The 7,327-nt window shown below is 66.5% G+C and carries 5 protein-coding genes; 3 read left to right on the forward strand and 2 right to left on the reverse strand.

Annotation, left to right across the window (positions count from 1 at the left end; translation table 11 throughout):
- Positions 1-223: 223 nt before the first annotated feature.
- Complete coding sequence (locus AC5JDC_RS06145) at positions 224-865, forward strand: 2-dehydro-3-deoxy-phosphogluconate aldolase (protein WP_495840055.1); 642 nt, start codon at positions 224-226, stop codon at positions 863-865.
- A 92-nt stretch (positions 866-957) separates the two neighbouring features.
- Positions 958-1,665 (forward strand): endonuclease/exonuclease/phosphatase family protein, encoded by a 708-nt coding sequence (locus tag AC5JDC_RS06150; protein WP_495840057.1) that lies wholly within the window; start codon positions 958-960, stop codon positions 1,663-1,665.
- A 14-nt stretch (positions 1,666-1,679) separates the two neighbouring features.
- Here the strand turns inward: AC5JDC_RS06150 and mepK are convergent, their stop codons facing one another.
- On the reverse strand, positions 1,680-3,413 hold the full coding sequence (gene mepK / locus AC5JDC_RS06155) for a peptidoglycan L,D-endopeptidase MepK (protein WP_495840059.1): 1,734 nt from the start codon (positions 3,411-3,413) through the stop codon (positions 1,680-1,682).
- A 346-nt stretch (positions 3,414-3,759) separates the two neighbouring features.
- Positions 3,760-5,271, reverse strand: a complete 1,512-nt coding sequence (locus tag AC5JDC_RS06160; protein WP_495840061.1) for a sigma-54-dependent transcriptional regulator — start codon at positions 5,269-5,271, stop codon at positions 3,760-3,762.
- Between the two features lie 139 nt (positions 5,272-5,410).
- Here AC5JDC_RS06160 and AC5JDC_RS06165 point away from each other — a divergent pair, with 139 nt between their 5' ends.
- Positions 5,411-7,246: a M3 family oligoendopeptidase gene (locus AC5JDC_RS06165; protein WP_495840063.1), complete on the forward strand. Its 1,836-nt coding sequence runs from the start codon at positions 5,411-5,413 to the stop codon at positions 7,244-7,246.
- The last annotated feature ends 81 nt before the right edge of the window (positions 7,247-7,327 follow it).

The following is a 7,327-nucleotide window of genomic DNA, read 5'->3' on the forward strand; positions in this document are numbered from 1 at the left end:
GGGTTCCGCTGCGCGGCCCCGGAATGACGGTCATCATCGGCATATGCGATTGCCCCGGTCGATCGGCGGAGAGGTGCCGAGCGAAGCGAGACGGTGAGGGGGGCGAAGACACATTCGTGAACCTGGAGTCGTTGGACTTGGCGGACTCGCTCTGCTAATCGGTTGAAACAACAAAAGACCGGCCAGCGAACCATCTGCCGCTCAGCCAGAACGGATTTTTGCGATGTCACAGAAAACCGAACAGCTCCTGTCGCTTCTCGACGGGCAGCCCGTCATCCCCGTGCTGAAAATCGACGATGTCGACGATGCGGTGCCGTTGGCCCGCGCGCTGGCACGCGGCGGGCTGAGGGCCGTCGAGATCACGCTGCGCACCGCCGGCGCGCTGGAATGCATCCGCCGCGCCGCCACCGAAGTCCCGGAGGCGATCGTCGGCGCCGGCACCATCCTCGACGCGGCGCAGTTCGACGATGCGGCGAAGGCAGGCTCGCGCTTCATCGTCAGCCCGGGCATCACCCACGACCTGCTGCTGGCGGCCTCGCGCAGCGACGTGCCGCTGCTGCCGGGAGCGATCACGCCGGCCGAGATCATGACGGCACGTGATGCCGGCCTGGACTTCCTGAAATTCTTCCCGGCCGAGCAGGCCGGCGGCGCGGCCTTCCTCAAGGCGCTCGCCTCGCCCTTCGCCGGCATCCGCTTCTGCCCGACCGGCGGCGTGTCGCGGAACAACGTCCAGGACTATCTCGGCCTGCCCAACGTGGTCTGCGTCGGCGGCTCGTGGGTGGCGCCCGACAACCTGGTCAGGGCGAAGGACTGGGCGGCGATCGAGGCGCTGGCGCGCGAAGCCGCGGGACTGCGCAAGGGCTGAGGGTGTTCGATCCGCCCCGCAGCTTGGCTGACCGATGCTACGCGGGACGGCTGCCGCGAGAGCACGGTGGAGCGAATCGAAACCGGCTGCGCATGATGGCATGGAATTGTGCCGGAAGATTTCATCGCAAGACGAAGCAGATAACAACCGCCGCGCCAGATATCGCCATTCTGTCCGAAGTACCGGAGAACTGCGCTGCACTCGTTTCTGAGGATGCGTCTGGGGTTTGGACGGGATCCAATCCGAACTACGGACTCGCAGTCATCGGAATGAATGGATGGCAAATCGAGCGCGTCTCAATCGCGGTCGAAGAGCGGCTATTCCTTCCTGTGAGGGCTTTTCGCGGTAGGGAGGAATTTTACATCGTCGGCGTCTGTGCCAAGAGAGATGGTGACTACGTCTCACCGACACTGCGGGCACTTTCCACGCTTTCGGATTTCATCGTCGACAATTGCGCGATCGTTGGCGGTGATTTCAATCAGTCTGCAAAGTTCGACGCGAATCGAAGTCCGGATGGTCGCTTCGCGCGCGTCCTGACGCTCACCTCTCAACTCGGTCTGGCAAGCGCATGGCATAGTTTTCATTGTGAGAGGTTCGGCCAGGAAAAATTGCCGACCTATTTTCATAGATGGAAGCAGGATCAAGCCTTCCATATCGACTACATGTTTGTGCCTCGGCTCGTTCCGGTTTCCTCCGTCGAACTCGGCACCTATGAGGAATTCACGGAGACCAGGCTGAGCGATCACATGCCTCTCTCGGTGGAGGTTCTAATATCCGCCCAGAAGCAGCCTTCGGTGTAGGAGGACGCAGCCCGCTATTCGAACCGCGCCACCGACAGGAACTCCACGGCCTTGCCGGTGAAGCGGTTGGGATCGGGGGTGCCCTCGCCGTCCTTCTTGAAGCCGGCGGTATAGACCTCGCGCGGCGCCGTCACGACGGCGTTGTAGGCGAAGGACGGCGCCGTGGTGTTCTGCGAGGCGGTGGTCACATAATCCTGGCTGAGCACCCAGCGGGCCGCCTGCGGCTCGACCGTCCTGGCCTGGCTCTTGCGGTCCGGACGCACGTCGCCGGCCGTGGGACGTGCCGCCTTGCGGGTGGTCTTGACGCCGAGCGAGGCCACCGACTGCGGGTCGATGCCGGCTGAGACGGTCCGCTTCGGCGCGGACTCGATCTCCGAGGCCAGCGCCGCGACGCGCTCGCCATTCGCCTTGATGGCGGCGGCGACGGCCGCACGGTCGTCGGGACTTGCTGTCTCCAGCAGGCTCGGCCGCTCGCCGGGGAGCATCGCCATCGGCAGCTCGGCATCATCGGCCGGCCTGGCGAACGGCATCGGGATGGCATCGCTCGCCGTCGCCGGGTCGCGTTCGGCCGAAGCAAGCGCCAGCAGGATCTGCTCCTGCGGCGCGGCCGCCTGCACCGGGCCGAGATCGGGACGCGGCGTCGGCAGCGGCACGTTCATCGCCATTTCGGCAGCGGCCGGCGAAGCGAGTTCGGCCGGAGGCTGTTCGGCCATGCCGAACGGCATGTCCTGCGGCGTCTCGGCGGCGGCGACTTCGGCCGCCGCGGCGGGGTCGGAATTCGGCCGCGGCGCCAGCGCCGGCAGCGGCACGGCGCGCATCGGCAGCGCCGCGATGATCTGCTCCGGCGTCTGCGGCTTTTCCTCGGGCTCGGCGGCGGCCGGCAGCTCGGTGCGGTTGGCCTCCTCCGGCGACAGGATCTGGATGCCCGGCTTCTGCGCCTGGGGCTGCGGCTCGGCCTTGGCGACGGCGGTCGCCACCGGCGGCTTCGGCTTCTCGGCACGCCTCGGCGCCGGTGCCGGCGCGGCTTCCTCGTCCTCGTCCTCGCCACCGCCGCCGAACAGCGCGGCCAGCAGTCCCCTGGACGGCTTGCCGCCGCCGGAAGCGAGGGCTAGCGCCATCGTCCCGTCCTTCTTGCGGGATTCATAGGAGGCGAGCGCCTGCTCGAAGCCAGGCAGCGGCTTGCCGTCGCTCGGCACGTGCAGGGTCTTGCCGTTCGGGAACATAGCGACGAGCTCGCGCCGGCTCATCTTCGGCCAGTGGCGCACATTGCCGACGTCCATGTGGACGAAGGGCGAGCCGGAGCGCGGATAATAGCCGACGCCGCCGATCTGCATCTTCATGCCGGCCTCGCGCAGCTTCTTCAGGCTGACGCCGGGGATGTAGAAGTCCATCGCCTTGCCCAGCATGTGCTGGCTCTTGCGGGCGACGCCCTTGCTGCGGCTGCGCAGCATCGAATTGGTCGCCGGCGAGCGGTAGGCCGAGACGACATGGATGTAGTCGCGCGCGCCGACGGTCCGGTAGACCGACCAGACGAGATCGAGCAGGCGCGGATCCATCTTGGTCGGCTCGTTGCGGCGCCAGTCGCGCAGGAACTGGTTGACCTTGCGCAGGCCTGCCTGGTCGTAGCGGCCGTTGCGCTTGTAGGTGATCTCGGCTCTTTCGCCGGTGTGGGTGAAATACAGCTTCAGCGTGCGGGTTTCGGCGGCGGCGGCGGAGGCCCCGGCGGCGATCGCGCACAGCGCGATCATGAGACTGACAAGCCAGCTTCCCCAGCGGGGGCTCGATTTGGCTCGCCGGTTTTTGTGTCGCTCGATTCTGATCAAATCAAAAGGCCTTGCAGTCTGCCGTTTGTCCCCGGATTTGAGCACCGGATGCGGAGATTCGCATAGATTCTTCGCATCCGAATATCGATCCTAATGGTTAATCACAGCTTATTGAAGCCGAAATGCGGTAAGACCGTGGCGACAACCGGACGAAAACGGGCCGCCGACCGGCGTGGTTAACAGCAGCATTACAGCCGAGGGCTTGCGCGGCGCTGGTTAACGCCTGTGGCGTTGCTGATTCGACGGACCGCGCAGGGAGGAAATTTTCGGATTAGGAGGCAAGCCGCTCGGACCGGCCGGTCTCGGGATCGATGCCGTATTCCTTGAGCTTGCGGTAGAGCGTCGAGCGTCCGATGCCGAGGCGGCGGGCGACCTCGCTCATCTGCCCGCTGTAGTGGTCGATCGCCATGACGATCATGTCGTATTCGACTTCCGACAGCGGCCGGACTTCCCCGGTATTGTCGAGCGCGCGCACCGTTCCGGCCGCCGATCCGGCGGGAACCTCCCCCGGAACTTGGACCAGATCGGCAAAGAGGTCTGGCTCCCAGGCGGCGGCCGCGGACTCGGCAACGTCGAGATCGACCGTGCCCTCGACCTGCGCCCGGATCTGCGGGAACTCGTCCTCGGTCAGCGTATCGCCGTCGCACAGCACGACGGCGCGGAAGATGGCGTTCTCGAGCTGGCGGATGTTGCCGGGCCAGTCATAGGCCTGGAGCATGGCGAGCGCCCGGGGCGCGACCGCCTTGATGCGGCCCCGCGTCTCGGCAGCCGAAAACCGTGCCAAAAAATGCCAGACCAGCGGCTCGATGTCGTCGCGACGGCTGCGCAGCGGCGGCACGACGATCGGATAGACATTGAGGCGATAGAACAGATCCTCGCGGAACCCGCCGTCCTTGACCTGCTGCAGCAGGTCGCGATGCGTGGCCGAGATCAGCCTCACGTCGACCTTCACCGTGGAACGGCCGCCGACCGGGTCGATCTCGCCCTCCTGCACGGCGCGCAGCAGCTTGACCTGCACCTCCAGCGGCAGGTCGCCGATCTCGTCGAGGAACAGCGTGCCGCCATTGGCCTCGACGAACTTGCCGGCATGCTTCTCCGTCGCGCCGGTAAACGAGCCCTTCTCGTGGCCGAACAGGATGGATTCGACCAGGTTCGCGGGGATCGCGCCGCAATTGACGGTCACGAAGGGACGGCCGGCGCGGGGGCCGGCGCTCTGGATGGCGCGCGCCACCATTTCCTTGCCGACGCCCGATTCCCCCTCGATCAGGATGGGAATGCTGGACGCGGCCGCCTTGCGGGCAAGCCGCAGCATGCGCTCCATGGCCGGGCCACGGGTGACGATGTCGCCGAAGCCGAGGCTTCTGGCGGTGCGGCGGGCGACACGCCGCGCCTCGTCGCCGCGCGCCTCGACCTTGAGCGCGTTGGCGAGCGCCACCCTCAGCCGCTCCGGCGAGGCCGGCTTGACGACGAAGTCGAAGGCGCCGGCGCGCATCGCCCCGACCACCGTCTCGATGCCGCCCTGCGCGGTCTGCACGATGACCGGCAGTTCCAGCCCGCGGCCGGCCATTCCCTTCAGCACCGCCAAGCCGTCGAGGCCGGGCATCATCAGGTCGAGGATCATGGCCGAGAAGCCGCCCGCCTCCGGCTTGTCCAGAAGCGCGAGCGCCGTCTCGCCGTCGACCGCGGCGGTTGCCGCATAGCCGAGCTTCGTCAGCACCGCCTCGAGGAGGCGCCGCTGCACCGGATCGTCGTCTACGAGAAGGATGCTGGGCGTCGTGGCCATTTCGATGAAACGCGGAAAACCCTTCTGGCCACCAATGCCGTCTGGATGATAGTGGCAGCGGGTCCTAAATAAGCGTTTAAGGTTCCGGCCGGACTTGTCACGAACCGCGGCCGTCGTGCGGAAACGGAAGGGGACTGCGATGCGACTGCAATTCGAGCGGGGTGTGCGGGCCGCCGCGGCCGAGACGGCTTCCGCCGCGCTCTCCGACCTGCCCGAATGGGACCTCTCCGACCTCTATCCCGGCATGGACTCGGCCGAGCTCAAGCGCGACCTGGCGCTTGCCGCCGACCTGGCCGTCGCCTTCGAGAAAAGATGGAAGGGCACGCTCGCCGCCGAAGCGGCGGCGGGTCCGGCCGGGCGGCTCGGACAGGCGCTGAAGGAATACGAGGCGCTGGAGGAGCTGATGGGCCGCATCGCCTCCTATGCCGGCCTCGTCTATTCCGGCAACACCGCCGACCCGCAGCGCGCCAAGCTCTATGGCGACGTGCAGGAGAAGATGACGGACGCCAGCGCGCATCTGCTGTTCTTCGCGCTCGAGCTCAATCTCGCCGAGGATGCCCTGGTCGACGCCGCGCTCGAGGCAGATCCGGCTTTCGGCCACTACCGACCCTGGGTGCTCGATCTCAGGAAGGACAAGCCCTACCAGCTCGAGGACCGCATCGAGCAGCTCTTCCACGAGAAATCGGTCACCGGGCGCGGTGCCTGGAACCGGCTGTTCGACGAGACAATGACGGCGCTGCGCTTCAAGATCGACGGCGAGGAGCTGACGCTGGAGCCGACGCTCAACAAGCTGCAGGACCCGGACCCGAAAATCCGCCGGACGGCGGCGGAAGCGCTGGCGGAGACCTTCAAGGAGAATTTGCGCGTCTTCACGCTGGTCACCAACACGCTGGCCAAGGACAAGGAAATCTCCGACCGCTGGCGCGGCTTCAAGGACATCGCCGATTCACGACACCTCGCCAACCGTGTCGAGCGCGAGGTCGTGGATGCGCTGGCCGCTGCCGTTCGCGAGGCCTATCCGCGCCTGTCCCACCGCTATTATGCGATGAAGGCGCGCTGGCTCGGCATGGAGCGGATGAACCATTGGGACCGCAACGCGCCGCTGCCGGAAACCCCGCAGGCGACGATCGGATGGGACGACGCGAAGAACACGGTGCTGACCGCCTATCACCGCTTCTCGCCGGAGATGGCCGACATCGCGCGCACCTTCTTCGACCGCAAATGGATCGATGCGCCGGTCCGGCCCGGCAAGGCGCCGGGCGCCTTCGCCCATCCGACGGTGCCTTCGGCGCATCCCTATGTGCTGCTCAACTACATGGGCAAGCCGCGCGACGTGATGACGCTGGCGCACGAGCTCGGCCACGGCGTGCACCAGGTGCTGGCCGGCGCGCAGGGTGCGCTGATGGCATCGACGCCGCTGACGCTGGCCGAGACCGCCTCGGTGTTCGGCGAGATGCTGACCTTCCGCTCGTTGCTGGACAGGACGACCGACCGGCGCGAGCGCAAGGCCATGCTCGCCCAGAAGGTCGAGGACATGATCAACACGGTGGTGCGCCAGATCGCCTTCTACGAGTTCGAGCGCAAGGTGCACATGGAGCGCCGCAACGGCGAGCTGACCGCCGACCGGCTCGGCCAGTTCTGGCTGGAGGTCCAGAAGGAAAGCCTTGGCGACGCGATCGAGCTGAAGCCCGGCTACGAGACCTTCTGGGCCTATATCCCGCACTTCATCCACTCGCCTTTCTATGTCTACGCCTACGCCTTCGGCGACTGCCTGGTGAACTCGCTGTTCGCGGTCTACCAGAACGCCGAGAAGGGCTTTCAGGAGAAGTATTTCGACATGCTGCGAGCCGGCGGCACGAAGCATCATTCGGAGCTGCTGGCGCCGTTCGGGCTGGATGCGTCGGACCCCGCCTTCTGGGGCAAGGGGCTCGCGGTCATCTCCGGCCTGATCGACGAGCTGGAAGGGTTGGAGTGAGAGGCAGCACGATCCTGCGTCAGGCGCTGCGCTCCTTCGCACCCCCCTCTGTCCTGCCGGACATCTCCCCCGCAAGGGGGG

This window comes from Kumtagia sp., assembly GCF_059502445.1.